The organism is Duganella caerulea (genome assembly GCF_040362985.1).
Lineage (GTDB): Bacteria > Pseudomonadota > Gammaproteobacteria > Burkholderiales > Burkholderiaceae_D > Rugamonas > Rugamonas vulcania.
The window spans coordinates 45,692-69,233 of record NZ_BPWJ01000005.1 but is presented as its reverse complement, the minus strand read 5'-3'; the positions used below and the strand labels follow the sequence as shown (position 1 = coordinate 69,233).

At 64.1% G+C, this 23,542-nt stretch carries 25 protein-coding genes; 17 read left to right on the top strand and 8 right to left on the bottom strand.

Annotated features, from left to right (window positions below):
- Nucleotides 1–11: 11 nt before the first annotated feature.
- The 6 genes from lptC to ACUJB0_RS16075 all read left to right on the top strand — a co-directional run bounded on the left by lptC (nt 12) and on the right by ACUJB0_RS16075 (nt 5,087).
- Entirely contained in the window at nt 12–605 is a 594-nt protein-coding gene (lptC, locus tag ACUJB0_RS16100) for an LPS export ABC transporter periplasmic protein LptC (protein ID WP_444846110.1), read from the top strand.
- Nucleotides 606–633: 28 nt separating this feature from the next.
- Complete coding sequence (gene lptA, locus ACUJB0_RS16095; RefSeq protein WP_444846109.1) at nt 634–1,233, top strand: lipopolysaccharide transport periplasmic protein LptA; 600 nt, start codon at nt 634–636, stop codon at nt 1,231–1,233.
- Between the two features lie 2 nt (nt 1,234–1,235).
- Nucleotides 1,236–1,988: an LPS export ABC transporter ATP-binding protein gene (gene lptB / locus ACUJB0_RS16090; RefSeq protein ID WP_020704452.1), complete on the top strand. Its 753-nt coding sequence runs from the start codon at nt 1,236–1,238 to the stop codon at nt 1,986–1,988.
- A 5-nt stretch (nt 1,989–1,993) separates the two neighbouring features.
- Nucleotides 1,994–3,472 (top strand): RNA polymerase factor sigma-54, encoded by a 1,479-nt coding sequence (locus tag ACUJB0_RS16085; RefSeq protein WP_444846108.1) that lies wholly within the window; start codon nt 1,994–1,996, stop codon nt 3,470–3,472.
- 77 nt (nt 3,473–3,549) lie between these two features.
- Nucleotides 3,550–3,909 (top strand): ribosome hibernation-promoting factor, HPF/YfiA family, encoded by a 360-nt coding sequence (gene hpf, locus ACUJB0_RS16080; RefSeq protein ID WP_117014394.1) that lies wholly within the window; start codon nt 3,550–3,552, stop codon nt 3,907–3,909.
- Nucleotides 3,910–4,001: 92 nt separating this feature from the next.
- Nucleotides 4,002–5,087, top strand: coding sequence for an enoyl-CoA hydratase/isomerase family protein (locus ACUJB0_RS16075; RefSeq protein ID WP_444846107.1), 1,086 nt, complete (start codon nt 4,002–4,004; stop codon nt 5,085–5,087).
- Here the strand turns inward: ACUJB0_RS16075 and ACUJB0_RS16070 are convergent.
- From ACUJB0_RS16070 to ilvA, 6 genes are all read right to left on the bottom strand, one after another.
- Nucleotides 5,075–5,329 carry a helix-turn-helix domain-containing transcriptional regulator gene (locus ACUJB0_RS16070; RefSeq protein ID WP_444846106.1) on the bottom strand — a complete coding sequence of 85 codons (255 nt, stop codon included), beginning with the start codon at nt 5,327–5,329 and terminating at the stop codon, nt 5,075–5,077. The two genes, ACUJB0_RS16075 and ACUJB0_RS16070, sit on opposite strands and share 13 nt — an antisense overlap.
- Nucleotides 5,330–5,400: 71 nt before the next feature.
- The gene (rapZ, locus tag ACUJB0_RS16065) at nt 5,401–6,261 is read right to left on the bottom strand and encodes an RNase adapter RapZ (RefSeq protein ID WP_444846105.1); all 861 of its coding nucleotides are present in this window, start codon (nt 6,259–6,261) and stop codon (nt 5,401–5,403) included.
- A gap of 90 nt (nt 6,262–6,351) precedes the next feature.
- Nucleotides 6,352–7,287 (bottom strand): HPr(Ser) kinase/phosphatase, encoded by a 936-nt coding sequence (gene hprK, locus ACUJB0_RS16060; RefSeq protein ID WP_008444515.1) that lies wholly within the window; start codon nt 7,285–7,287, stop codon nt 6,352–6,354.
- A 66-nt stretch (nt 7,288–7,353) separates the two neighbouring features.
- A complete protein-coding gene (locus ACUJB0_RS16055; RefSeq protein WP_117014389.1) occupies nt 7,354–7,836 on the bottom strand; it encodes a PTS sugar transporter subunit IIA in 483 nt (160 codons plus the stop codon).
- A 340-nt stretch (nt 7,837–8,176) separates the two neighbouring features.
- Nucleotides 8,177–9,010 carry an NADPH-dependent 7-cyano-7-deazaguanine reductase QueF gene (queF, locus tag ACUJB0_RS16050; protein WP_444846104.1) on the bottom strand — a complete coding sequence of 278 codons (834 nt, stop codon included), beginning with the start codon at nt 9,008–9,010 and terminating at the stop codon, nt 8,177–8,179.
- Between the two features lie 62 nt (nt 9,011–9,072).
- On the bottom strand, nt 9,073–10,608 hold the full coding sequence (gene ilvA / locus ACUJB0_RS16045) for a threonine ammonia-lyase, biosynthetic (RefSeq protein WP_444846103.1): 1,536 nt from the start codon (nt 10,606–10,608) through the stop codon (nt 9,073–9,075).
- A gap of 178 nt (nt 10,609–10,786) precedes the next feature.
- On the opposite strand from ilvA, the gene ACUJB0_RS16040 reads away from it, so the two are divergent.
- From ACUJB0_RS16040 to ACUJB0_RS16025, 4 genes are all read left to right on the top strand, one after another.
- Entirely contained in the window at nt 10,787–11,278 is a 492-nt protein-coding gene (locus ACUJB0_RS16040; RefSeq protein ID WP_444846102.1) for a YqaA family protein, read from the top strand.
- 224 nt (nt 11,279–11,502) lie between these two features.
- Nucleotides 11,503–15,510 (top strand): DUF3683 domain-containing protein, encoded by a 4,008-nt coding sequence (locus ACUJB0_RS16035; RefSeq protein ID WP_444846101.1) that lies wholly within the window; start codon nt 11,503–11,505, stop codon nt 15,508–15,510.
- The gene (locus ACUJB0_RS16030; RefSeq protein ID WP_444846100.1) at nt 15,510–15,938 is read left to right on the top strand and encodes an HIT family protein; all 429 of its coding nucleotides are present in this window, start codon (nt 15,510–15,512) and stop codon (nt 15,936–15,938) included. Before ACUJB0_RS16035 ends, ACUJB0_RS16030 begins: the two co-directional genes overlap by 1 nt.
- Nucleotides 15,939–15,941: 3 nt before the next feature.
- Nucleotides 15,942–16,367, top strand: coding sequence for a gamma-butyrobetaine hydroxylase family protein (locus ACUJB0_RS16025; RefSeq protein WP_444846099.1), 426 nt, complete (start codon nt 15,942–15,944; stop codon nt 16,365–16,367).
- Nucleotides 16,368–16,372: 5 nt separating this feature from the next.
- On the opposite strand, the gene ACUJB0_RS16020 is transcribed toward ACUJB0_RS16025, so the two are convergent.
- A complete protein-coding gene (locus ACUJB0_RS16020; RefSeq protein WP_444846098.1) occupies nt 16,373–16,663 on the bottom strand; it encodes a hypothetical protein in 291 nt (96 codons plus the stop codon).
- On the bottom strand, nt 16,650–17,138 hold the full coding sequence (locus tag ACUJB0_RS16015; protein ID WP_444846097.1) for a PIN domain-containing protein: 489 nt from the start codon (nt 17,136–17,138) through the stop codon (nt 16,650–16,652). The genes ACUJB0_RS16020 and ACUJB0_RS16015 overlap by 14 nt, the downstream gene beginning before the upstream one ends.
- A 131-nt stretch (nt 17,139–17,269) precedes the next feature.
- Between ACUJB0_RS16015 and ACUJB0_RS16010 the strand changes: the two genes are divergently transcribed.
- From ACUJB0_RS16010 to ACUJB0_RS15980, 7 genes are all read left to right on the top strand, one after another.
- Nucleotides 17,270–18,568: an alpha/beta hydrolase family protein gene (locus ACUJB0_RS16010; RefSeq protein WP_444846096.1), complete on the top strand. Its 1,299-nt coding sequence runs from the start codon at nt 17,270–17,272 to the stop codon at nt 18,566–18,568.
- 40 nt (nt 18,569–18,608) lie between these two features.
- Nucleotides 18,609–19,343, top strand: a complete 735-nt coding sequence (gene ubiE, locus ACUJB0_RS16005; protein WP_117014382.1) for a bifunctional demethylmenaquinone methyltransferase/2-methoxy-6-polyprenyl-1,4-benzoquinol methylase UbiE — start codon at nt 18,609–18,611, stop codon at nt 19,341–19,343.
- Nucleotides 19,344–19,356: 13 nt separating this feature from the next.
- On the top strand, nt 19,357–20,268 hold the full coding sequence (locus ACUJB0_RS16000; protein WP_444846095.1) for a Tim44 domain-containing protein: 912 nt from the start codon (nt 19,357–19,359) through the stop codon (nt 20,266–20,268).
- Nucleotides 20,269–20,359: 91 nt separating this feature from the next.
- The gene (locus ACUJB0_RS15995; protein WP_444846094.1) at nt 20,360–20,962 is read left to right on the top strand and encodes a ubiquinone biosynthesis accessory factor UbiJ; all 603 of its coding nucleotides are present in this window, start codon (nt 20,360–20,362) and stop codon (nt 20,960–20,962) included.
- Complete coding sequence (gene ubiB, locus ACUJB0_RS15990; RefSeq protein ID WP_444846093.1) at nt 20,959–22,527, top strand: ubiquinone biosynthesis regulatory protein kinase UbiB; 1,569 nt, start codon at nt 20,959–20,961, stop codon at nt 22,525–22,527. The genes ACUJB0_RS15995 and ubiB overlap by 4 nt, the downstream gene beginning before the upstream one ends.
- A 1-nt stretch (nt 22,528) precedes the next feature.
- A complete protein-coding gene (locus tag ACUJB0_RS15985; RefSeq protein WP_444846092.1) occupies nt 22,529–23,137 on the top strand; it encodes a methyltransferase domain-containing protein in 609 nt (202 codons plus the stop codon).
- 73 nt (nt 23,138–23,210) lie between these two features.
- A complete protein-coding gene (locus ACUJB0_RS15980) occupies nt 23,211–23,498 on the top strand; it encodes an FmdB family zinc ribbon protein (RefSeq protein WP_444846091.1) in 288 nt (95 codons plus the stop codon).
- Nucleotides 23,499–23,542: the final 44 nt, after the last annotated feature.

Here is a 23,542-nt window from a genome sequence, read left to right as displayed (position 1 = left end):
GAGGACCGAGCATGCATAAGAGAACAGCCCACCGCTGGCAGTTGACCATCGTGATGGTGGTCGGTGTGTTTGTCGCCGTCGGCAGCTTCTGGCTGGTGCAGGTGGTCAACCAGGCCGGCCAGCAGGCGCAGGCCGACCAGCATCGCGACGAGCCGGACTACATCATCGACCGCTTCAGCATGGTACGCATGAACAAGACCGGCCAGCCGGCCTACATCATCTCCGGCGAGAAGCTGACCCACCGGCCGGTCGGCGACGCGTCCGACATCGACAAGCCGTACGTGCACAGCCTGTCGGGCGACCAGCCGCCGATGAATATGCATGCCGACACCGCCCATGTCGATCAGGGCAATACGCGCGTCAAGCTCAGTGGTAATGTGGACGTGGTGCGCCCGGCCACGCCGAAGGCGCAGGCGCTGCGCATGACGACATCGACCCTGACGGTGTATCCGGACGAGGAACGGATGGAAACCACCGCGCCGGTGGCGCTGGAGATCGGCAACGCCACCGCCAACGGCGTCGGCATGAAGGCCAACAACGCCACCCGCGAAGTGCAGCTGGGCGGACGCGGGCAGCTGGTGCTGCCGCCGCGCCCCGGCCATTGAAGAACCAACGATGAAGAATGGAATGACGATGAAAAAATTGATATTGTCGGCCGCCGTGCTGCTGATGGCGGCCTGTGCCGCCCACGCGGAAAAAGCCGACTCCACCAAGCCGACCACGATCCAGTATGACGATCTGCAGATTGATGACGTCAAGCAGGTCAAGACGCTGATCGGCAATGTGATCCTGACGCGCGGCACCTTGCTGCTGAAGTCGCCCAAGGCGGTGATGACCACCGACCCGGAAGGCTATGACTTCGTCGTGCTGACCAGCACGCCGGGCACGCCGGCCACCTTCCGCCAGAAGCGCGACGGCGCCGGCGACCAGTGGGTCGAGGGCGAGGCCGAGCGCATCGAATACAGCAACAAGACCGACCTGGTCAAGCTGTTCTCCAAGGCCAAGGTGCGCCGCCTCGAAGGCGGCCGCCTCAGCGACGAGGTCAACGGCGAGTTTATTTCCTACGACAGCCGCAAGGAACAGTTCGCCGTGAAGAACACCGTCACCGGCGAGAGCAAGCCGGGCGCCGGCCGCGGCACCATGGTGATCCAGCCGACCATCCGTCCGGCCGCGCCGGCCACCACGCCAGCAACGACGCCAGCCGCGTCGACGCCACCGGCCACGGAGAAGTGAGCATGGAACCATCCTGCGGTAGCACCCTGATCGTACGCGGCCTGCAAAAGACCTATGGCAAGCGCCAGGTCGTGCATGACGTCTCCCTGCAAGTGGAATGCGGCGAAGTGGTGGGCCTGCTCGGCCCCAACGGCGCCGGCAAGACCACCTCGTTCTACATGATCGTCGGCCTGGTGCCGTCGGACGCCGGCAGCATCGACATCAGCGGCACCGACATCTCCTCGCTGCCGATCCACCGCCGCGCCTCGCTCGGCTTGTCCTACCTGCCGCAGGAAGCGTCGGTGTTCCGCAAGCTGACGGTGGAAGAAAATATCCGCGCCGTCCTCGAAATCCAGAAAGTGGACGGCAAGCCTTTATCCAAGGCTGCCATTGATGAACGGCTCAACACCCTGCTGGCCGATTTGCAGATCGAAAAGCTGCGCGAGAACCAGGCGCTGTCGCTCTCGGGCGGCGAGCGCCGCCGCGTGGAGATCGCGCGCGCACTGGCCACCAACCCGCGCTTCGTGCTGCTCGACGAACCATTCGCCGGGGTCGACCCGATCGCCGTGATTGAGATCCAGCGCATCGTGCGCTTCCTCAAGGAACGCGGCATCGGCGTCCTCATTACCGATCACAATGTGCGCGAGACGCTGGGCATCTGCGACCGCGCATATATCATCAACCAGGGCACGGTATTGGCTTCAGGCCGGCCAGACGACATCATCGCCAACGAATCGGTGCGTCGCGTGTATCTGGGTGAACACTTCCGTATGTAAAACCCATGAAACAGTCTTTGCAACTGCGCACGTCGCAGCACCTCGCGCTGACGCCTCAGCTGCAGCAGTCGATCCGGCTGCTGCAACTGTCGACGCTGGAGCTGCATCAGGAACTGGAACAGCTGCTGACCGATAATCCGCTGCTGGAGCGCCTTGACGACCCGCTGGACCGCTCGCTGCGGCTGCTGTCGGACGGCGCCATCAGCCAGCAAGCCCCGGTCGGCGACGCGCCGCCGGAAGGCCCGCCCAACGCCCAGGAGGCGCCCGCCGCCGACGCCGACAACTACGACGGCCCGGCCGCCGACACCGAAAGCACCAGCAGCGACGCCGACGTCGACTGGAGCGACGCCGGCCGCAGCAAGGCGCCCGACGACGAGGATGCGCGTCCGCAACTGGAGGCCAGCCATTGCACGCTGCGCGAGCACCTGATGGAGCAGATGCGCGTGACGGTGCTGGAGATGCGCGACCGCGCGCTGGTCGAGCTGATCATCGACGCGCTGGACGAGAACGGCTACCTGGAGGAAGCGCTGGAAGAGATCCACGCCCGCCTGCCGGAAGAGCTGGAGGTCGACCTCGACGAACTGCGCACCGCGCTGTCGCTGCTGCAAAGCTTCGACCCGATGGGCGTGGGTGCGCGCAACGCGTCCGAATGTCTGGCGTTGCAGATCAAGCGCCTGCCGGGCATTCCGATGGTCACGCGGCGCATGGCGCTGGCCATCGTGGAAAATCATTTGACCTGGTTTGCCCAGCGCGACTTCAACAAATTGAAGAAGGCCCTGCTGTGCGACGACGAGGATTTGCGCGAGGCACAAACCGTCATTCGCCAGTGCAATCCGCATCCGGGCTCGGCGTTCGCGTCGGACGTGTCGGACTACGTGGTGCCGGACGTGATCGTCAAGAAATCGCGCAACGGCTGGCAAGTAAGCCTCAACAACGACGTCATGCCGCGCCTGCGCGTGAACGCCATGTACGCCAACCTGCTCAAGCAGGGAAAAGGCGAGGGCGCGATGGGCGCGCAGCTGCAGGAAGCCAAGTGGCTGATCAAGAATATGCGCCAGCGTTTCGACACGATCTTGCGCGTCGCACAAGCGATAGTAGAACGACAAAAGAACTTTTTCTCGCATGGCGCGGTCGCCATGCGCCCCCTTGTGCTTCGCGAAATTGCTGATACACTGGGTCTACACGAGAGCACTATTTCTCGTGTAACAACTCAAAAATATATGCTGACCCCGCATGGCATGTTTGAGTTGAAATATTTCTTTGGTAGCCATGTCGCCACCGAAGCGGGGGGGGAAGCAAGTTCGACGGCGATACGCGCACTCATCGTGCAATTGACAGGAGCAGAAGACCCGAAAAATCCTTTATCCGACAGTAAGATTGCGGACATGCTGGGAGAACAAGGCATGGTGATTGCGCGACGAACTGTTGCCAAATATCGCGAAGCTTTAAAGATCCCGCCAGTCAGTCTCCGCAAGTCTTTGTAGTTACTTGGTTCCTGCGCGCCCGGTAGCAATGGGCCCCGCACTAACCGTAAGAAGCGACATTATCTTTAGGAGTGTGTATGAATCTCACCATCAGTGGACATCATCTCGAAGTGACCTCGGCCATCCGTGAATACGTGCAGAGCAAGCTGGAACGCGTCACCCGCCACTTTGATCAAGTGATTGATATTGCTGTCATCCTGACCGTAGATAACCTTAAAGAGAAAGAGAAACGCCAGAAGGCTGAAATCAACCTGCGCATGTCGGGCAAGACCGTCTACGTGGAAAGCCTGTCCCAGGACCTGTACGCCGCCATCGACACCTTGGTCGACAAGCTGGATCGGCAGGTCATGAAGTACAAAGCCAAGGTCCAAGAGCACGGTCACGATGCGATCAAGCATCTCCCGGACAGCTACGAACCCGCTGCCGCCGCCCTATAACAACGGCCCCGGCACCATCAAACTAAGGGCGCACTGGCGCCCTTTTTTGCGCCCGCATAGAATAGGGTTTTCACCACTATCCTGCGCACCTCATGAGCGAATACGTCCACACCAGCGTCAGCAACGGAACCGGCTTCATCACGCTGGACCGGCCCAAGGCCTTGAACTCTTTATCGCTGGCGATGGTGCGCGACATCACGCACGCGCTGATGGCATGGCGCGACGACAGCGGCGTGGCCGCCGTGGTCATCCGCAGCAGCAGCGAGAAGGCCTTCTGCGCCGGCGGCGACATCCGCTTCTTCTACGACGCCGGCCGCGCCACGCCGCAGGGCGGCAGCGCGCAGGTGGAGGACTTCTTCACCGAGGAGTACGCGCTCAATCACCTGATCCATTTCTATCCCAAGCCCTACATCGCGCTGATGGACGGCGTGGTCATGGGCGGCGGCATGGGCGTGGCGCAGGGCGGCCCCGATTGCCGCGTGCGCATCGTCACCGAGCGGACCAAGATGGCCATGCCGGAGGTGAACATCGGCCTGTTCCCGGATGTGGGTGGTAGCTACTTCCTGTCGCGCGCGCCGGGCAAGCTGGGCTGCTATCTCGGCGTGACCGGCGTGACCATAGCCGCGGCCGACGCGCTGTACGCTGGCCTGGCCGACCACTACGCGCCGGCGGATGCGATGGAGGTCTTGTCGGCCATCCTGGAATCGACCGCGGGCGCGGAACTGGCCGAGGCCATCGCCGCCTTCGCGGAGCCGTTCAAGGGCGCGGCGGGCGACAGCAAGCTGGCGGCCGAGCGCGCCGCCATCGACCGCCACTTCGGCGCCGGCTCGGTGCCGGCCATCATCGCCTCGCTGAAAACGGACGACAGCGCCTTCGCGCAAAAGACATTGCAGGTCATGGCCACGCGCTCGCCGCTGATGATGTGCGTGACGCACGAGCTGGTCGAACGCGGCGCCGCGCTGGACGTGGCCGGCTGCCTGCGCATGGAGCGCACGCTGGTGCGCCACAACTTCGAGGATGGCGAAGTGATCGAAGGCGTGCGCGCGCTGGTCATCGACAAGGACAACGCGCCGCAATGGAAGCCGGCCTCGCTGGACGAGGTGGACGCCGCCATGGTGCAGCGCTTCTTCCAGCCGGTGTGGCCGGACTACGCCCACCCGCTGCGTCACCTGGATTGAGTCGCGTCGGCAGTGCCGGCGATCGTCAGTCTTAGTCCGAACGACTTCATCAACGCCAGCGTTTTCTTCAGGGATGGCTCACCGCCCAATTGGGTGAGCCCCTGCGCCTTCGCGACGACATCCAGCGCTGCGGCGATATGTGCGGCATCTCCGGTTTCGAAAGCGTCAGCCATGAATGCTTCGATGGCCTCGCGGCTGCCGAGTGCCTGTGCCGGATCGTAAGGAAAAAATTTCTCAGCCATGATCTAGCCTCCATTGACGAGCGATGCGTTTCGCGGCCCGCACGCGGTAACCGGGGCGAGATCGCCGGCGCCTACTGCTCGCGGTGGCGCAGGATGACGCGTTCGGATTGCTGGAAGTAGGCCGCCAGCTGCTCGGCCATGTAGACCGAGCGGTGCTGGCCGCCGGTGCAGCCCACCGCCACCGTCAGGTAGCTGCGGTTATCGGTCTTGAAGGACGGCAGCCACTTCTCGACGAAGACGCGGATGTCGTTCATCAGGTCCAGCGCGCTCGGCTGGGCGTTGAGGAAGTCGATCACCGGCGCGTCGCGCCCGGTCAGCGGACGCAGGGTCAGGTCGTAGTAGGGATTGGGCAGCGCCCGCACGTCGAACACGAAGTCCGCGTCCAGCGGCACGCCGAGCTTGAAGGCGAACGATTCAAAGAACAGGGTCAGCGGCGCGCGTTCGGCCGCCACCAGGTCCTTGACCCAGGCGCGCAATTTGTTGGCGCTCAGTTCCGAGGTGTCGATCACATGGCCCAGCTGTTCGATGGTCGACAGCCGCTCGCGTTCTTCCGAAATGCATTCGATCAGCGTGCGCCGCGCCGCCGGGTTCTGGCCCGGCCGCAGCTCGTGCGACAGCGGATGGCTGCGCCGTGTTTCCGAGAAGCGCGCCACCAGCGAATGCGTGTTCGCGGTGAGGAAGACGATCTTGACGTCGTGGCCCTGCGCGCGCAGGCGTTCGACGGCGGCCGGCAGCGTGGCCAGCGATTCGGCGCTGCGCGCATCGACCGCCACGGCCAGCGACTCCAGACCTTCCTCGACCAGGGTGTCCACCAGGCTGGCAAGCAGGGCGGGCGGCAGGTTGTCGACGCAATAGTGTCCCGTGTCTTCCAGGACGTTCAGGGCGACGGATTTGCCGGAGCCGGAAATACCGGTAATGAGTACGATGCGCATAGCCCCGGATGATACCGCAGCCCGGCAAAGCTTGCCCATCTTGACCATGTTTAGTTTTCGCAATGATGCGAAAAAGCCATGGGAACTTGTTTAGTCCCCGCTCATCGCTTGTCTTTGACGTTCCATGAACTCCTGCAGCGTGTCGATGCCGCGCAGTTGCAGGATGGTGTTGCGCACGGCGGCCTCCAGCAGCACCGCGATGTTGCGGCCGGCCGCCACCGGGATCACCACCTTGCGGATCGGCAGGCCCAGCACGTCCTCGGTCGGGAACTGGAACGGCAGGCGCTCCACCTCCTCGTCGGCCGCGCCGCGCCGCACCAGGTGCACGATCAGCTTCAGCCGCATCTTGCGGCGCACCGCGGTCTCGCCAAAGATGGCCTTGATGTCCAACAGCCCCAGCCCGCGTACTTCCAGCAAATTCTGCAGTAGCGCCGGGCAGCGGCCCTCGATCATGTTCGGCGCGATGCGCGAGAACTCCACCGCGTCGTCGGCCACCAGGCCGTGCGAACGCGAGATCAGCTCCAGGCCCAGCTCGCTCTTGCCGAGGCCGGAGTCGCCGGTGATCAGCACGCCCACGCCCAGCACGTCCATGAACACGCCGTGCATGATGATGCGCTGCGCCAGCTTCTTGGACAGGTAGACGCGCAGGAAGTCGATCACCTGCGCGGCCGGCAGCGGCGTGGAGAACAGCGGGATGTTTTTCTCGTCGCAGATGGCGAGGATGTCGGGCGGCGTCTCCAGCCCCTGCGCGATGATCAGCGCCGGCGGGCCGCCGGCGATCAGCTCGCCGATGACGTGGGCGCGCGTCAGCGACTTCAAACGCTGATAGTAGTTGATTTCCTGGTGCCCGAAGACCTGGATGCGGCCCGGGTGGATGGTGTTGAGGTGGCCGACCTGGTCGGCGGCCGAGGCCACGTCGCCGGAGATCAGGCGCTCGCCGCCGGGGAAGCCGGCGAACCAGCCTAGCTGCAAACTTTCGCGATTGTCGTCGTAGAGGCGTTGTATCGTCAGCGGAGTTTGCAGCATGGGTCGTCTTTACAGGAGGATGAACTAAACCTTAGTTTAACCTATAGTCCGGCGACCCAGCCGATCTCAGCCGGCGGCCTGCAGGCTGGGCACCCAGTTGATGATGCGCGCATGGACCGATTTCGGATCGGCGTCCGTGCTCAGCGCGGTGCGGAAGGCGTCGTCGGAGAACATCTCGGCGATCTCGGACAGGATCTCCAGGTGCTGCTGGGTGACGTGGTCCGGGATCAGCAGGAAGAACAGCAGGTTGACCGGCTTGCCGTCGGGCGATTCGAACGGAATCGGCTCGGCCAGGCGCACGAAGGCGGCCAGCGGCGACTTCAGGCTCTTCATGCCCTTGATGCGGCCGTGCGGCACGGCCACGCCATGGCCCAGCCCGGTCGAACCCAGGCGCTCGCGCGCGAACAGGTTGTCCGACACGGTGGAGCGGGCGATGCCGCAGTTGTTTTCGAAGATCAGGCCGGCCTGCTCGAAAGCGCGCTTCTTGCTGGACACTTCCAGATCGAGCTGCACGTTTTCCAGTGAGAGTATTTTGCTAAGGTTATTCATAACGCGACATAAAATGTTGCAACGCACAAAGGTGGCATGCGAGCAGAATTATAGGCTGGTTTCTGCGCCATGTAACATGAAATCGCTCACGCCGGTCGTTGTGTTTATGTCAGCCAGCCGGCGCGCGGGCTGGGCTGTATTTGCAGCAAAGAAAGGAATCGCTATTTCTGAGTAGGAATCAGGGAAAACGCCGGTTTTTCGCCAGGGTCCGGGGCGAATTTCCGATTATTTGCGCGTTTTCTGGCCGGTGTGGCCAAATGGGGCGCTGTTGCGTGCAACCGCGCCCCATCCGCCTATCATACGCCTGATTTTTCCCGTTTGATTGGAAAAAGCGCCAGATCTATTGACGTGCGCCACGAAGATTGGACGGCTTCTGGGCGCTGCTGAAGTTGCTGCGCCAGGGGTTGATGTCGAGCCCGCCGCGCCGCGTGTAGCGGGCGTACACCGACAATTGCTGGGGCTGGCACTGGCGCAGGATGTCGGTGAAGATGCGCTCGACACATTGCTCGTGGAACTCGTTGTGCTCGCGGAAGCCGATCAGGTAGCGCAGCAGGCTTTCCTGGTCGATCTGCGGGCCGGCGTAGTGGATCTGCACACTGGCCCAGTCCGGCTGGCCGGTGACCAGGCAGTTCGACTTGAGCAGGTGCGACACCAGCTTCTCCTCGACCGGCTCCTCGTCCAGCGCGGCCTTGAGCAGCTCGGGCGCCGGGCTGTAGTGGTCGACGTCGATGTCCAGGCGGTCCAGCAGCAGGCCGTCGAGCTCGCCCATCTCCACCATGCCGAATTCCTCCGGCTGGGTCAGCGAGATGTGGACGCTGGCGCCGAAGCCGTTCGACAAGTCCTGCTGCAGCAGCTGCTTGAGCGCGACCACGCTGTCGAGACGGGTCTGGTTGAAGGAGTTCAGGTACAGCTTGAAGGACTTCGATTCGATGATGTTGGGCGAATCGGCCGGCACCGTGATGCGGGCGATCGCCACCTGCGGCTTGCCGCGCGTGTTCAGCCACGAGATCTCGTAGGCGTTCCAGATGTCGACGCCGAAGAAGGGCAGGGTGCCGGTCAGGCCCAGCTCGTCGCGCTTGCCCTGGCGCGGGATCGGGAACAGCAGCTCCGGCGCGTAGTCGGTGCGGTAGGCGGAGGTTTTTCCCAGCGGGGACAAGTCGACGGTGTTGGTCATGGCGGTATCTGTGATTCGGTGAAGGACGGCATGGTAGCGCAAACCATGCCGTCGTGCTGCGCTTAGCCCAGGAACAGCTTGTACACGGGATTGGCGCTCTCATCCCAGTAGCGGTAGCCCAGCGTGGTGAGGAACTGCGCGAACTGGTCCATTTCCTCCGGCGGCACCTGCAGGCCGATCAGGATGCGGCCGACGTCGCCGCCCTGGCTGCGGTAGTGGCACAGCGAGATGTTCCAGTTCGGCGCCATCGAGTTGAGGAAGCGCATCAGCGCGCCCGGACGCTCGGGGAATTCGAAACGATACAGCAACTCGTCGCGCGCCAGCGCGCTCTTGCCGCCCACCAGATGGCGGATGTGGGCCTTGGCCAGCTCGTCGTGGGTCAGGTCCAGCGTCTTGAAGTCGTGCTGCTCGAAGGTGCGCGCCAGCGCGCCCGACTCGCCGCGGTCGGCGATCTGCACGCCGCAGAACACATGGGCCTCGTCCTTGTCGCTGATGCGGTAGTTGAACTCGGTGACGTTGCGCGGGCCGACCAGCGCGCAGAAGCGCTTGAAGCTGCCGCGCTGTTCTGGCAGCGTGACGGCGAACACCGCCTCGCGCGCCTCGCCCAGCTCGGCGCGTTCGGCCACGAAGCGCAGGCGGTCGAAGTTCATGTTGGCGCCGCTGGCGATGGTGATCAGCGTCTCGTTCCGGACCGGATCCTTGGTCAGGGCCGCGCGCTCGACATAGGCCTTGGCGCCGGCGATGGCCAGCGCGCCGGACGGCTCCAGGATCGAGCGGGTGTCGCTGAACACGTCCTTGATGGCCGCGCTGATGGCGTCGGTGTCGACCAGGATGATGTCGTCCACGTACTGCTGCACCAGGCGGAAGGTTTCCTCGCCGGCCAGGCGCACCGCCGTGCCGTCGGCGAACAGGCCGACATCGGCCAGCGTCACGCGCTCGCCGGCCTTGACGCTGCGCGCCATCGCGTCCGAGTCCAGGCTCTGCACGCCGATGATCTTGATGTCGGGACGGATCTGCTTGACATAAGCGGCGATGCCGGAGATCAGGCCGCCGCCGCCGATCGGCACGAAGATCGCGTGGATCGGGCCGGAGTGCTGGCGCAGGATTTCCATGCCGATGGTGCCCTGGCCGGCGATCACATCGGGATCGTCGAACGGATGGACAAAGGTCAGCTTCTGCTCCTGCTCCAGCAGCAGCGCGTGGTTGTAGGCATCGGTATAGGACTCGCCGTGCAGCACCACCTCGACATCGGCGCCGCCGCGCGCCTTGACCGCCTCGACCTTCACCTGCGGCGTGGTGGTCGGCATCACGATGACCGCGCGGCAGCCCATGCGCGCCGCCGACAGCGCCACGCCCTGGGCGTGGTTGCCGGCCGAAGCGCAGATCACGCCGCGCTTGCGCTGGGCCTCGCTCAGGTGGGCCATCTTGTTGTAGGCGCCGCGAATCTTGAAGCTGAACACGCTCTGCATGTCCTCGCGCTTGAAGTAAATTCGGTTCTCGAAGCGCTGCGACAGCGTCGGCGCGAGTTCCAGCGGGGTTTCAGTAGCGACGTCGTAGACGCGCGCGGTCAGGATTTTCTTCAGATAGTCGATAGTCATGGTCTGCAAACATAGTGATTCCGGGATGGGCGTTGCTCATTCAGTGCTAACTATCCGGCGTGTGACCGGGTGAAGCAGGGGCGCGGGCCGCGCGCGGATGGGCGGGCGACCGGACTGTTCAATCATGCGGTGTGCGACTCATTATAATGGACACCTTTCCTTCCGCTCAAAGAAACCGATGATCGAATCTGTAATCGCCTGGCTGCTGCACCTGTTGGCGGCGCCGGAAGTGGGCCTGACATCGGTCTTTATCATCAGCCTTATCTCGGCCACCTTGGTGCCGCTGGGCTCGGAACCGGCGGTGTTTGCCGTCGTCAAGGCCAACCCGGCCATATTCTGGAGCGTGATCGCGGTCGCCACCATCGGCAACACGCTGGGCGGCGCCATCGATTACTGGATGGGCTACCAGGCCAAGCAATCCTTCGCCAAGGAGCGCAAGAGCCGCTGGTTCCACTGGCTGGAGCGCTACGGCGCCAAGACCATGCTGCTGGCCTGGCTGCCCGGCATCGGCGATCCGCTGTGCACCCTGGGCGGCTGGCTCAAGCTGCCTTTCTGGCCCAGCATCGCCTACATGGCGGTCGGAAAACTGCTGCGCTACCTGACCATGACCTCGCTGCTGTTGTACGTGCCGGACGGGGTTTGGCACCGGATCGGCCAAATGCTCGGCTAATTTGGTGCAAGCTATCATATTGCCATACGCCCCAGCGGTTGAATTTCGTTCAGTTTTATACCGGCTATTTATCCGTTATTGCCAAGAAAATCCGGAATTTGCAAATTTTTGGTGGGTTGTTGCCGACCCGATAGCCCCTTGGCCGCCTAAGGCTGTTCCGGCGTGGTGCGCCGCAATACGCTAAAATGACCCTCCCGGGTTCAGTCTACAAGTCCAATCTCACAATGAATGCCCCTGCACAAATCCAAGCATTGCTGGCGGAAACGCCCCACGGTCCCGAGGCCACGCGCCTTCGTGAAATTCCTTACAACTACACGTCGTTTTCCGATCGCGAGATCGTCATCCGGCTGCTGGGCGAGGAGTCGTGGAGCTTGCTGGATGCCCTGCGCGGCGCCCGCCAGACCGGCCGTTCGGCGCGCATGCTGTACGAGGTGCTGGGCGATATCTGGGCCGTCCGCCGCAATCCGTACCTGCAGGACGACATGCTGGACAACCCGAAGCGCCGCCAGGAACTGATCGACGCGCTGCATCACCGCCTGGCCGAGGTGGACAAGCGTCGCCTGACGGTGGACGATACCGGCGACGACGCGGCGCGCGAACGCAGCCTCAACGTCGCCAAGCTGCTGCGCGCGGCCGGCAAGGCGGTGGCCGACTTCGGCGAGGAATTCAAGCAGGTCTACGATCTGCGCAAGCGCACCTATAAGGTGCTGGGCCGCTACACCGACAAGCACAACATCTGCTTCGACGGCATGAAGCGCATCTCGCACGTGACCGACGCCACCGACTGGCGCGTCGAGTATCCGTTCGTGGTGCTGACCCCGGACACCGAGGAAGAAATGGCCGGCCTGGTCAAGGGCTGCATCGAGCTGGGGCTGACCATCATCCCGCGCGGCGGCGGCACCGGCTACACCGGCGGCGCGATCCCGCTGACGCCGATGTCGGCCGTGATCAACACCGAGAAGCTGCTCAACATGGGGGCGGTGGAAATGAAGGTGCTGCCCGGCCTGGACCGCGAATACGCGACCATCTACACCGGCGCCGGCGTCATCACCAACAAGGTGTCGGAAGCGGCCGAGAAGGCCGGCTTCGTGTTCGCGGTCGATCCGACCTCGGCCCACGCCTCCTGCATCGGCGGCAATATCGCGATGAACGCGGGCGGCAAGAAGGCCGTGCTGTGGGGCACCGCGCTGGACAACCTGGCCTCGTGGCGCATGGTCGACCCGAACGGCGACTGGCTGGAAGTCACGCGCCTCGACCACAACCTGTCGAAGATCCACGACACGCCGCTGGCCCGCTTCAAGCTGGAGTGGACCCATCCGAGCGCGCGCGGCGAAGCCAAGGGCGAGCCGTTCAAGACCGAGATTCTGGAAATCGAAGGCCGCAAGTTCCGCAAGGAAGGCCTGGGCAAGGATGTGACCGACAAATTCCTGGCCGGCCTGCCGGGCATCCAGAAAGAGGGCTGCGACGGCCTGATCACCTCGGGCCGCTGGATCCTGCACAAGATGCCGAAGTTCGCCCGCACCGTCTGCCTGGAGTTCTTCGGCCAGGCGCGCGACGCGATCCCATCGATCGTGGAAATCAAGGATTACCTGGACGGCCTGCCTGCCAAGGGCGAGCAGTTCAGCACGCTGCGCCTGGCCGGTTTGGAGCACCTGGACGAGCGCTACCTGCGCGCGGTCGGCTACGCCACCAAATCGAAACGCGGCGTGCTGCCGAAGATGGCGCTGTTCGGCGACATCGTCGGCGACGATGAGAACGCGGTCGCCATGGCCGCGTCGGAAGTGGTCCGCATCGCCAACACCCGCGTGGGCGAAGGCTTCGTGGCCGTCAGCCCCGAAGCGCGCAAGAAATTCTGGCTGGACCGCGCCCGCACCGCCGCCATCGCCAAGCACACCAACGCCTTCAAGATCAACGAAGACGTGGTGATTCCGCTGAACCGCATGGGCGAGTACACCGACGGCATCGAGCGCATCAATATCGAACTGTCGATCAAGAACAAGCTGCAACTGGCCGATGAGCTGCAGCAGTTCTTCGCCGCCGGCAATCTGCCGATCGGCAAGAGCGACGACGCCGACGACGCCGTGGGCGACGCCGAAATGCTGGGCGACCGCGAGCAGCAGGCGCAAGCGTTGCTGACCCAGGTGAAGGCGCGCTGGACCTTCCTGCTGGCCGAGCTGGACAAGCCGCTGACCGCCGTCACCGCGCAACTGGCCGAGCTGGGCCTGGAGCGCCTGCTGCCGGTGTTCGAGGAGCGCCTGAAGACCCAGCCGGACGCGACCTTGTTCGACGTGGTCCAGGACCGCACCATCCGCATCACGTGGAAGCAGGAAATCCGCGCCCAGCTGCGCCAGATCTTCAACGGCGCCGCCTACAAGCTGATCCTGGACGAAGCGACCGCCATCCACAAGCGCGTGCTGCGCGGCCGCGTGTTCGTGGCGCTGCACATGCACGCTGGCGACGGCAACGTGCACACCAACCTGCCGGTCAACTCGGATCACTACGAGATGCTGCAGCTGGCGCACCAGGCCGTCGCGCGCATCATGACGCTGGCCCGTTCGCTCAACGGCGTGATCTCGGGCGAGCACGGCATCGGCATCACCAAGCTGGAATTCCTGACCGAAGAGGAAATCGGCCCGTTCCGCGACTACAAGATGCGCGTCGATCCGGAAGGCCGCTTCAACAAGGGCAAGCTGCTGAACCTGGCCGGCATGGAAGCCGATTTGTCCAACGCCTACACGCCGTCGTTCGGCCTGATGGGCCACGAATCGCTGATCATGCAGCAAAGCGATATCGGCGAGATCGCCAACAGCGTCAAGGACTGCCTGCGTTGCGGCAAGTGCAAGCCTGTCTGCTCGACGCATGTCCCGCGCGCCAACCTGCTGTACTCGCCGCGCGACAAGATTTTGGCGACCTCGTCGCTGATCGAAGCCTTCCTGTACGAAGAGCAGACCCGCCGCGGCATCTCGATCAAGCACTGGGAAGAATTCGAGGACGTGGCCGACCACTGCACGGTCTGCCATAAATGCGTGACCCCATGTCCGGTCAACATCGACTTCGGCGACGTGTCGATGAACATGCGCAACCTGCTGCGCAAGATGGACAAGAAGAGCTTCAATCCCGGCAAGTCGGCGGCGATGTTCTTCCTTAACGCCACCGATCCGGCCACCATCAACGCCACCCGCGCGGCGATGGTGGGCATCGGCTACAAGGCCCAGCGCCTGGGCAACGACTTGCTGAAGAAATTCGCCAAGAAGCAGACCAAGGCGCCGCCGCCGACCGTGGGCAAGCCCAAGGTGCGCGAGCAGGTGATCCACTTCATCAACAAGAAGATGCCGGGCGGCCTGCCGAAGAAAACCGCGCGCGCCTTGCTGGACATCGAGGACGACAAGGTCATCCCGATCATCCGCAATCCCAAGGCCACCAATGCCGACACGGAAGCGGTGTTCTACTTCCCCGGCTGCGGCTCGGAGCGCCTGTTCTCGCAGGTGGGGCTGGCCACGCAGGCCATGCTGTGGGAAGTGGGCGTGCAGACCGTGCTGCCGCCGGGCTACCTGTGCTGCGGTTATCCGCAGCGCGGCTCGGGCGAGTACGACAAGGCCGAGAAGATGATGACCGATAACCGCGTGCTGTTCCACCGCATGGCCAACACGCTCAACTATCTGGACATCAAGACCGTGCTGGTCTCCTGCGGCACCTGCTACGACCAGCTGGCGACCTACGAGTTCGACAAGATCTTCCCGGGCTGCCGCATCATGGACATCCATGAGTACCTGATGGAGAAGCAGGTCAAGCTGGAGGGCGTGACCGGCACGCGCTATATGTACCACGAGCCGTGCCACACGCCGATGAAGATGCAGGAGGCGACCAAGACCGTCAACTCGCTGATCCAGACGCACGATAACGTCAAGATCGAGAAGAACGACCGCTGCTGCGGCGATTCGGGCACGCTGATGATCGCGCGTCCGGACATCTCGACGCAGGTGCGCTTCCGTAAGGAAGAGGAAGTCATCAAGGGCGCGGACAAGCTGCGCGCCGACGGCTTCGAGGGCGAGGTGAAGATCCTGACCAGCTGCCCGGCCTGCCTGGGTGGCGTGTCGCGCTACAGCGAGGACGCGGGCACGACGGCCGACTACATCGTGGTCGAGATCGCCAAGCATCTGCTGGGCGAGAACTGGATGGCCGACTACGTCAAGCGCGCCAACGACGGCGGCATCGAGCGGGTGCTGGTGTAATGGCCTGCGACCTGTGCAAGCTGCTGGCGGCGCCGGGTGCGGCGCTGGTCTGGGGCGACCATCAGCTGTCGGTGGTCGCCGTGGACGAGGCCGAGTATCCCGGCTTCACGCGCGTGGTGTGGAACGCGCACGTCAAGGAAATGACCGACCTGTCGCCGGCTGAACGCAGTCGCGTGATGGAGGTGGTGTGGGCGGTCGAGTCCGCACAGCGCGCGGTGATGGCGCCGGAAAAGATCAACCTCGCCAGCTTTGGCAATATGACGCCGCACGTGCACTGGCATGTTATACCGCGCTACGTGGACGACGCGCACTTTCCGAATCCGACCTGGGCTGTTGCACAGCGCGCGTCGGCGCCGGAGGTGCTGGCGGCGCGCCGCGCGCTGCTGCCGGCCCTGCACGCGGCGATCATCGAACGTTTGAAAGCATAAATCATGAGCAAGCAACCGACCGGCCTGACCGTCCACAACAAATCCAAGGTGCTGGATATCGCATTTGACGACGGCGCTTCGTTCTCGATTCCGTTCGAGCTGCTGCGCGTGTATTCGCCGTCGGCCGAGGTGAAGGGACACGGGGAAGGGCAGGAGGTGCTGCAAGTGGGCAAGCGCGAGGTGGGCATCGCGGCGATGGACCCGGTGGGCAACTACGCGGTGCAGCCGACCTTCACCGACGGTCACAATACGGGCCTGTACACCTGGGACTACCTGTACAAGCTGGGCAACGAGAAAGACGCCTTGTGGGCCAACTACATGGACCGTTTGCACGCGTCCGGCTTCGAAGGCGACAGCGGCCGCGAAACCGGCGTCACGCTGACCGGCCCCGGTGCGCAGAACCACAAGGGCTGCGGCCACAAGCATTAAGCTTCTCAACGAGTGACATGCTCACGCAGCACGTAGGCGAAGATCGCTCGTACATGCAGAGGTAGCTCGCGTAGTGCCTCGATATTAATGGATGGGGCGGGGCTGGAAGACGGCGGTTCGAAAGCCGGTTTCCGGGTTTTCCCCCAATCCCTGTACGGTGACATTTCCACCTGTCGTTTGCGTTCTGCCCTGTCGCGCGCGATCTCATCATGCAGCGCGTCTATCTCGGCCCGCGACTTTTCGTCTAATTCCGGAATTTCCAGGTCGGGCGGAATTTCCACGTCATATATTTTCATAGCGATTCTCCATCAGTTCAAAGGGTGTTACCAGTTCGGGCAGATGAAGCCTCTGCGCGTTGATTAGTATCCTTAGAAGTCGGAATTGCCCGGCGTTGGCGATGTCCCGGCAATTCCACGTGAGCAGAATTTCGCTCCGGTTCTGCGCGGCACAGGCAATGTGCTCGGCGGATTTCATGGCTCTTGCGTTTAGACCGCCTCCGCAGATTAAAAGTTCGGCAATGCCTTCCGTTCGGCCGCCATCGGGTAACCGGGGCAAGAATTCAATCTTTCTCAAGCGGCGTGACATGCTGAGCGGATCGCCGTGCTTTATTTCTGCGATGACGTACTCGGAAACATAAGTGTTGGTTGCGTCGCAGCGGGTATTCCACCCAAGCTGCGTCAGCTGTTGACAGGCACGGATGATCGGATTCGGACTTGGCGGATCGGCCAGGTGCAAAATGACAGAAGTGTCGAGATAGACGGTGGGTGGCATGGTGGAACCTCCGATGGCTTCAGCCAGATTAGCCCGTCCGGTTGGCTGCGGCTTCGGCTAAATCAAACGGATTTCATCAAGCTGTCACAGCGCCGTGCGATAGTTGGCGGTTTCGCTTGATGGGAGTTGGCATGAGGGATGTTTGCAGAGGTTTGTTGCTGGCGCTGGCCTTGATCGCCGCGCCTGTGCGCGCCCAGGAGTACTTCGGTGATGCGCGGCCCGATGCGCCGGAACTGGCGGCGCGCGGCCCCTTGCCGGTTGGCGTGCGCACGTTGACGGCCGAGCACACGGACCAGCTCGACATCCTGCGCTACAGCGACACTAATCCCAACCCGCGCTACAGCCGCAAGCTGACGCTGGAAGTCTGGTATCCCGCCCAGCTCCAGCCCGGCCAAAAAGAACATACGGTTTATACCGATGTGCTCGGCTCCGGTCCGAACGACCCGGCCCGTCCCAACACCCCGTTCACCTTCAACGGCCGAGCCGCGCGCGACGCCGCGCCGCAGGCCCCGGCCGCCACCGCGCCGGCCGGCGGCTATCCGCTGGTGATCGTCTCGCACGGCTATCCCGGCTCGCGCCTGCAGATGAGCTACCTGACCGAGAACCTGGCCTCCAAAGGCTACATCGTGGTGGCGATCGACCATCCCGAATCGACCCGCGCCGACAAGGCCGGCTTCGCCAGCACGCTGCTGAACCGCGCGCAGGACGACCTGTTCGTGCTGCAAACCGTGGCCGCGTGGAGCCAGCCCGGCAGCGGCAACTTCCTGTCCGGCCTGGTTGACGCCGACAACACCGCGCTGGTCGGCTACTCGATGGGCGGCTACGGTGTGCTCAACACGGTGGGCGCCGGCGTCAGCCCGGCGGCGGTGGCGTTCGTCCCCGGCGGCAAGCTGACCGTCAACCAGCAGGGCAACGCGCAATACGAGGCACGGCGCGATCCGCGCATCAAGGCGGTGGTGGCGTTCGCGCCATGGGGCGGCGCGCACAAGGTGTGGGAGCCGGCCGGGCTGGCCGGCGTGCGCACGCCGACGCTGTTCGTCAGCGGCGACCAGGACGACGTGGCCGGCTACCAGGACGGGGTGCTGCGCCTGTTCGAGGGCGCGATCCACGCCGACCGCTACCTGCTGACCTACCAGGGCGGCCGCCACAACTCGGCGCCGAACCCGCCGTCGCCGGCCATGCTGGCCAACTTCGACGACTTCATGTCCTATGCCGAGCCGGTGTGGGACAGCCGCCGCATCAACAACATCAACCAGCATTTCGTCACGGCCTTCCTCGGCATCCACCTCAAGCAGCAGCCGTTCCAGCCCTACCTGGACCTGCCGCCGCTGGGCGCGGACGGCACCATCAAGCCCGATCCGGGCCTGTGGAAGGGTTTTCCCAAGCGCGCCGCGTTGGGACTGGCGTGGCGGCACCTGCCGGCGCAGTAGCGTCTTGTATAATGCAGGCAAACTAACAGGCCTGCCTATCATGACCAATACCACTCACTTCGGTTACAAAACCGTCGCGGAAGACCAGAAGGTCCGCGAAGTCGCCAAGGTTTTCCATTCTGTCGCCGCCAAGTACGACATCATGAACGACGTCATGTCGGCCGGCCTGCACCGCATTTGGAAGATGTTCACCATCGCCAATGCCGGCGTGCGTCCCGGTTTCAAGTGCCTGGACATCGCCGGCGGCACCGGCGACCTGGCCAAGGTGTTCGCCAAGCAAGCCGGCCCGACCGGCGAAGTCTGGCTCACCGACATCAACGAATCGATGCTGCGCGTCGGCCGCGACCGCCTCTTGAATCGCGGCCTGATGACCCCCACCTTGTTGTGCGACGCCGAGAAACTGCCGTTCCCGGACAATTATTTCGACCGCGTCAGCGTCGCCTTCGGCCTGCGCAACATGACCCACAAGGACCAGGCGCTGGCGGAAATGCGCCGCGTGCTCAAGCCGGGCGGCAAGCTGCTGGTGCTGGAATTCTCGAAGGTGGCCGAGCCGCTGCAGAAGCCCTACGACATCTACTCGTTCAAGGTGCTGCCGTGGATGGGCCAGAAGATCGCCGGCGATGCCGAGAGCTATCGTTACCTGGCCGAATCGATCCGCATGCACCCGGACCAGGAAACGCTGAAGACTATGATGGAAGAGGCGGGCCTGGAACGCGTTACGTATTACAACCTGACGGCGGGTGTGGCCGCTTTACACACCGGTATCAAACTGTAGTCATAGGAATAGCATGTACGTCAAGAAAATCCTGATCGGCGCCGTGCTGGCCGTGTCCGCACTGTCGATGTTGGCCGAGGCGACCGCCCGTCCAATGGGCGGCGGCCGTACGATCGGGCGCCAGTCGCAAAACGTCAGCCGCATGCCGCCGGCCACCGCGCCGGCGCCAGCGCCGCGCCAGGCCGCTCCCGCGCCTGCACCGGCCGCTCCGGCCGCGATCCCGCCGAAGCCGGCCAGCCCGTGGAAGGGCATCCTGGGCGGCGCGCTGCTGGGTCTGGGCATCGGCGCCTTGTTCTCGCACTTCGGCATGGGCGGCGCCATCGGCAGCCTGTTCGGCACGCTGATCCTGCTGGCGCTGATGGGCGGCGTGGTGTTCCTCATCGTTCGCCTGGTCCGTGGCCGCGGTCAGCCGGCGCCGGCCGCGTTTGGTGGCAATGGCGGCGGCAATGTTTACCAGATGCAGCCAAGCCGCACGCCGGACATCGGCTCGCGCCTGCAGCCTGAGCCGGTGCAGCAGGCCGCCGCACCGGTTGCCCACACGCCGTGGGGTGTGCCGGCCGACTTCGACGCGCCGTCCTTCCTGCGCGTGGCCAAGAGCAATTTCATCCGCCTGCAAGCGGCCTGGGACAAGGGCGATTCGGCCGACATCCGCGAATTCACCACCCCCGAGGTGTTTGCCGAGCTGAAGATGCAGATCAGCGAGCGCGGCGCGCAGAAGGACTACACCGACGTCGTCACCATCGACGCCGAGCTGCTGGGCATCGAGACCAGCGAGCAAGATTACCTGGCCAGCGTCAAGTTCACCGGCACCATCAAGCCCGCGCCGGATGCGCTGGCCGAGCCGTTCAACGAGGTGTGGAACCTGTCCAAGCCGGTCTCCGGCGCATCCGGCTGGATGCTGGCTGGCATTCAACAACTTGCGTAATTGCCGTAAATTCCCGGCAAGCTGGTAAGATCAGGACCGCCCGTATTTCCGGGCGGTTTTGTTTTGCGGTTTTTGTTTTCATGGTTAGCAAATGACACCACCGAATTTCTCCGCCGCGGCGCCGGCCAGCGCCGCCATCAACCACCTGCTGGCGCAGGAGCCGTGGGCGCGCAAGGAACTGCTGCGCCACGCCGGCAAGATCGCCGCCATCGACACCGGCGCCGTCGTGCTGCGCCTGCGCGTGACGGCCGACGGCATGCTGGAGGCCGCGCCGCCCGAGGAACCGGCCCGCGTGACCATCCGCGTCAAGCTGTCCGACCTGCCGCTGATCGCGCAGAACCGCGAGCGCGCCTTTTCCTACGTGCAGATCGAGGGCGACGCCGAGTTCGCCAACGCCATCTCCAACCTGAGCAAGTCGCTGCGCTGGGAAGCCGAGCACGACCTGGAGAAAGTGGTGGGCCCGATCGCCGCCGTGCGCATGGTGTCCGGCGCCAGGTCGGTATTTGAAGCGATCAAGACCGGCCACCAGAAGCTGGCCGAGAACGTCGCCGAATTCCTGCTCGATGAAAAACCCGTGCTGATCCGCCCGCAAACGGTGGAAGCCTTCTCGGCCGACGTGGTGCGCCTGCGCGACGACGTCGAGCGCGCCGCCAAGCGCCTGGCCAAACTGGAACAGAAACTGGATCCCAAATGATGTTGAAATTCTTACGCCTGCTGAAGATCCTGCGGGTATCGGTGCAGTACGGCCTCGACGAAATCGCCATCTCCGGCCTGAAAAAGCCGCGCATCGCCAAGCTGATCGACACCGTGTTCTTCTGGCGCGACCTGTCGGCGCCGCGCGGCGTGCGCCTGCGCATGGCGCTGGAGGAACTGGGCCCGATCTTCGTCAAGTTCGGCCAGGTGCTGTCGACCCGCCGCGACCTGATCCCGGGCGACCTGGTCGAGGAACTGTCGCGCCTGCAGGACCGCGTGCCGCCGTTCGATTCCGACCTGGCCATCGCGCAGATCCGCAAGTCGCTGGGCGCCCACCCCGACCAGCTGTTCGCCCACTTCGAGCGCACGCCGGTGGCGTCGGCCTCGATCGCGCAGGTGCACTTCGCCACGCTCAAGGACGGCAAGCAGGTCGCGGTCAAGGTGCTGCGTCCGGGCATGAAGAAGTCCATCGACGAGGACGTCGCGCTGATGCACATCGCCGCCGAATGGATAGGCCGCATCTGGTCCGACAGCAAGCGCCTCAAGCCGAGGGAAGTGGTCGCCGAGTTCGACAAATACCTGCACGACGAGCTGGACCTGATGCGCGAGGCCGCCAACGCCAGCCAGCTGCGCCGCAACTTCGCCGACTCCCAGCTGCTGCTGGTGCCGGAGATGTACTGGGATTACTGCTCCAGCAGCGTGATCGTGATGGAGCGCATGCACGGCATCCCGGTCTCGCAGATCGACCGCCTGGAAGCGGCCGGCGTGGACCTGAAAAAACTCTCCAGCGACGGCGTCGAGATCTTCTTCACGCAGGTGTTCCGCGACGGCTTCTTCCACGCCGATATGCATCCGGGGAACATCCTGGTGTCGATCGATCCGCAGAGCTTTGGCCGCTACATCGCGCTCGACTTCGGCATCGTCGGCACGCTCAACGATTTCGACAAGGACTACCTGTCGCAGAACTTCCTGGCCTTCTTCCGCCGTGACTACAAGCGCGTGGCCGAGGCTCACATCGAGTCCGGCTGGGCGCCCAAGGAAACCCGCGTCGACGAGCTGGAGTCCGCCGTGCGCGCCTGCTGCGAGCCGATCTTCGACCGGCCGCTGAAGGACATCTCGTTCGGCCAGATCCTGCTGCGCCTGTTCCAGACCTCGCGCCGCTTCAACGTCGAAGTGCAGCCGCAGCTGGTGCTGCTGCAAAAGACGCTGCTCAACATCGAAGGCCTGGGGCGCCAGCTCGATCCCGACCTGGACCTGTGGAAGACCGCCAAGCCCTACCTGGAAAACTGGATGGCCGAGCAGGTCGGCTGGCAGGGCATGTGGCAGCGCCTGAAGGCGGAAGCGCCGCGCTACACCCACGTGCTGCCGCAACTGCCGCGCCTGCTGCACCGCGCGCTGGAGCAGCAGGGTGAGCGACCGTCCGATAACGGCGAGCTGATCAAGGTGCTGATCCACGAGCAGCAGCGCACCAACCGCCTGCTGAGCCTGGTGATCTACTTCGCCTGCGCGTTCGGCGTCGGCGTGGCCGGCTACCAGCTGTACCTGCGCTGGCATCACTTCGTCTGACATGGTCGACTTCGCACAGCGCGATCCGATGTCGCCGGCGTTCTGGGACGAGCGCTTCGAGCGCCAGTTCACGCCCTGGGACCGGGGCGGCGTGCCGCAGGCGCTGCGCGAGTTCGCCGCCACCAGCGCGCCGCTGACCACGCTGATACCCGGCTGCGGCTCGGCCTACGAGCTGGCCTTCCTGGTCGACGCCGGCTGGGACGCGGTGGCCATCGATTTCTCGCCGGCGGCGGTGGCGGCCGGCAAGGCGGCGGTCGGCCCGCACGCGGCGCGCGTGGTCGAGGCCGATTTCTTCACATGGCAGCCGCAGCGGCCGCTGCAACTGATCTACGAGCGCGCCTTCCTGTGCGCCTTGCCGCGCGCGATGCGGCCGCGGGTGGCGGCGCGCTGGGCGGAACTGCTGGCGCCGGGCGCGCTGCTGGCCGGCTACTTCTTCTTCGACGAGGCGCCCAAGGGTCCGCCGTTCGGCATCGTCCGCGCCGAGCTGGACGCCTTGCTGCAAGCCGGCTTCGAGTGCATCGCGGACGATGCCGTCAGCGATTCCATCCCCGTGTTCAAGGACAAGGAACGCTGGATGATCTGGCGCCGCCGGGGCGAAATCGGCGGCTGATGGCGGGAAACAGGCAGCTTGCCGGCAAAAAGCTTTATAATTCAGGGTTTTGATGATTTTTGCGGAGTAATAGATGCCGATCTACGCCTACCGCTGCGAGGCATGTGGTTTTGCCAAGGATGTCTTGCAGAAGATTTCCGACCCGCAGCTGACTGTTTGCCTGTCGTGCGGCAAGGAAACGTTTAAGAAACAATTGACTGCCGCCGGCTTCCAGTTGAAGGGCTCGGGCTGGTACGTGACCGATTTCCGTGGCGGCACGCCGCCGGCGACCGGGACCGCGACCGGACCGGCCACGCCTGCGCCGACGGAAACGCCGGCCGCCGCGCCGGCCGCCCCGTCCGGCGGCAAGAAGTCGGACTAAACGCGGAATAAAACGCGGGCTGAAGCCCACCGCAGCCACACCCA